Annotated in this window: 3 protein-coding genes; all 3 read right to left on the bottom strand. The window is 71.4% G+C overall.

The window, feature by feature from the left end; genetic code table 11:
* Positions 1-14 precede the first annotated feature (14 nt).
* Entirely contained in the window at positions 15-752 is a 738-nt protein-coding gene (locus FOE67_RS23740) for a PIG-L deacetylase family protein (protein ID WP_182666882.1), read from the bottom strand.
* A gap of 19 nt (positions 753-771) precedes the next feature.
* Positions 772-1,587 (bottom strand): MHYT domain-containing protein, encoded by an 816-nt coding sequence (locus FOE67_RS23735; RefSeq protein WP_323385378.1) that lies wholly within the window; start codon positions 1,585-1,587, stop codon positions 772-774.
* A 283-nt stretch (positions 1,588-1,870) separates the two neighbouring features.
* A partial coding sequence (locus tag FOE67_RS29675; RefSeq protein ID WP_228474214.1) for a hypothetical protein occupies positions 1,871-2,111 on the bottom strand: 241 nt, incomplete at its 5' end.

Here is a 2,111-nt window from a genome sequence, read left to right as displayed (position 1 = left end):
CCGGGGGGCCGGGATCAGCGGGGGAAGAGTTCGAAGGGCACGCAGCGCCGACCCCCGAAACGTTCGGCGGCTTCGCCGGCCCCGCCGATGATCAGCTCACGGGCGTACGTCTCCGGCTCGACGCCCAGACCCACCAGATAGGCGTGGTGCTCGCGCAGCGAGGCCACGGCACGCTCCAGCGCCTCCTCCCCCACCTCCTTCGCCCGATCGGCGAACGGCGAGGCGGCCACGGCGATCCACCGCACGCCGTCCCAGGGCTCCAGCAGGCCGCCCGCGAGCTGCTCGGTGAAAATCCATCGGTTGCCGGCGTCCCCCGAGGCGTCCAACACGGCCTGCCCCACCGCGCGGTGGTCGGGGGTGTTGAGCATGCGCTCCGCGCCCCACACGGGATGGTGGTTCAGGGTGATGAGCAGTTCCGGGCGGTGCCGGCGGATCGCCGCGGTGATGTCCCGGCGCAGGCCGGGGCCGTTCTCCACCACACCGTCCCGGTGGGAGAGGAACTCCACCTCCGTGACCCCCACCCGGGCCGCACTCGCCATCTGCTCACCCGTGCGGACCGCCGCGCACTCCTCCGGGGGGAGCGAGTCGATGCCCGCCTCCCCCCGGGTGGCCAGGAGGTAGCGCACGTCCTTCCCCGCGGCGGTCCACTCGGCGATCGCCGCGGCGGCTCCGTATTCGAGGTCATCGGGATGGGCGACGACGGCCAGGGCGCGTTCCCAGTCCTCGGGCACGGGGGTGAGGGCGTCCGTCATGCCACGAGGTTACCGACCGTCAGCCCCGCTGGGGTGCGGCGACCCGGCCGACGGGACGGCCGGGAGTGCCCACCCCCCGCGAACGGGTGTTCAGCTCGTCGGCGGTCATGGGGTCCAGGCCGACGACGAATCCGACGAGGATCAGCAGCACGATGGGCCCGATGAGGATCGGCATCAGCGTCTCCAGCGGGGCGCGCCCGCCCAGACCGACCGCCTCGGTGTGGGCGTGCAGGGTCAGCGCCCCCATGCCGAGGTAGTGCATGCCGTTCACCGCGACGGCCATGATGACGCCGGCGCCGAGGGCGGCTCCCAGGGAGCGGGCCGCGACCGCGAACCACAGGGCGGCGGTGGCGGCCACCACCGCCACGACGACGGACAGCGCGACGATCACGGGGTCGTAGGCGAGACTTCCCTCCATCCGCATGCCGGCCATGCCGAGGTAGTGCATACCGGCGACTCCCAGCCCGGTGACCACACCTCCCGTGAGCAGTGCCGGGACGGAGGTGTGCCGGCGCCCCACGAGGAAGAGACCCAACCCGACCACGAGGATGGCCAGCGCCAGACTCGCGTAGCTGATGGTCGTGTCGTAGCCGATCGGCAGGGCGGGACTGGTGAAGCCCATCATGCCGATGAAGTGCATGGTGAAGATGCCGGTGCCGATGGCCACCGCCCCGAGGGCGAGCCAGCCGGCCCGCCGGCGCCCGACGGCGGTCAACCCGCGGACGGTGCAGCGCAGACCGAGGGCGCTGCCCAGCATGGCCATCAGAAATCCGAGCGCGGGCGTGATGAGCCCGTAGGTGAATCCGTCTACCGGAACCCCTGCGGCGGTGTGCACCACGGGTTCCCCCCTTGTCGATGTGGGCGGTCGGTGTGGGCTGTCGATGTGGGCAGTCGATGTGTGCGGGCGGGGTGGGCCGTCGGTGGGGCGAGCGATGCGACCGATGCGTCGGCACGGGGCGACGAGTGGGGACGACCGGGTCGACCGGTCGGCGACGCACCGATCCGGGGCACGGCGGAGCCGCGGGGCGACTTCGTCGGGTGCCGGCACGCCCGGGCGGAAACGACGACTTTCGGCCGAACCGATGCTAGGTCCGGAATGGCGTGAACACATCGGTCATTCACACAGGAGCGATCAAAGCGTTACATCCGACCCGGAGGAAACGGTCAAATCTCAGCTTTTGTGGCGAGGTTGTGCCCAACCTTCCGGCGATGAGGGCGAAGCCGTGACCGATTTCGATCGTCTCCCCGGCATGTACCGGCCGGCACCCCGCCGGTCCGACCCCTGGCGTGATCGCCCCGGAACGCGGCGACACGTCGTAGGCGAGACTTCCCTCCATCCGCATGCCGGCCATGCCGAGG

The sequence above is a fragment of the Streptomyces calidiresistens genome, assembly GCF_014141525.1.
Taxonomy (GTDB): Bacteria; Actinomycetota; Actinomycetes; order Streptomycetales; family Streptomycetaceae; genus Streptomyces; species Streptomyces calidiresistens.
Note: the sequence above shows the minus strand (reverse complement) of the source record. Positions and strands in the feature narration are given on the sequence as shown.

What these genes read in the sequence shown, in the direction of transcription:
- FOE67_RS23740 (WP_182666882.1), bottom strand. Translation starts at nt 752, where the DNA reads ATGACGGACGCCCTCACCCCCGTGCCCGAGGACTGGGAACGCGCCCTG.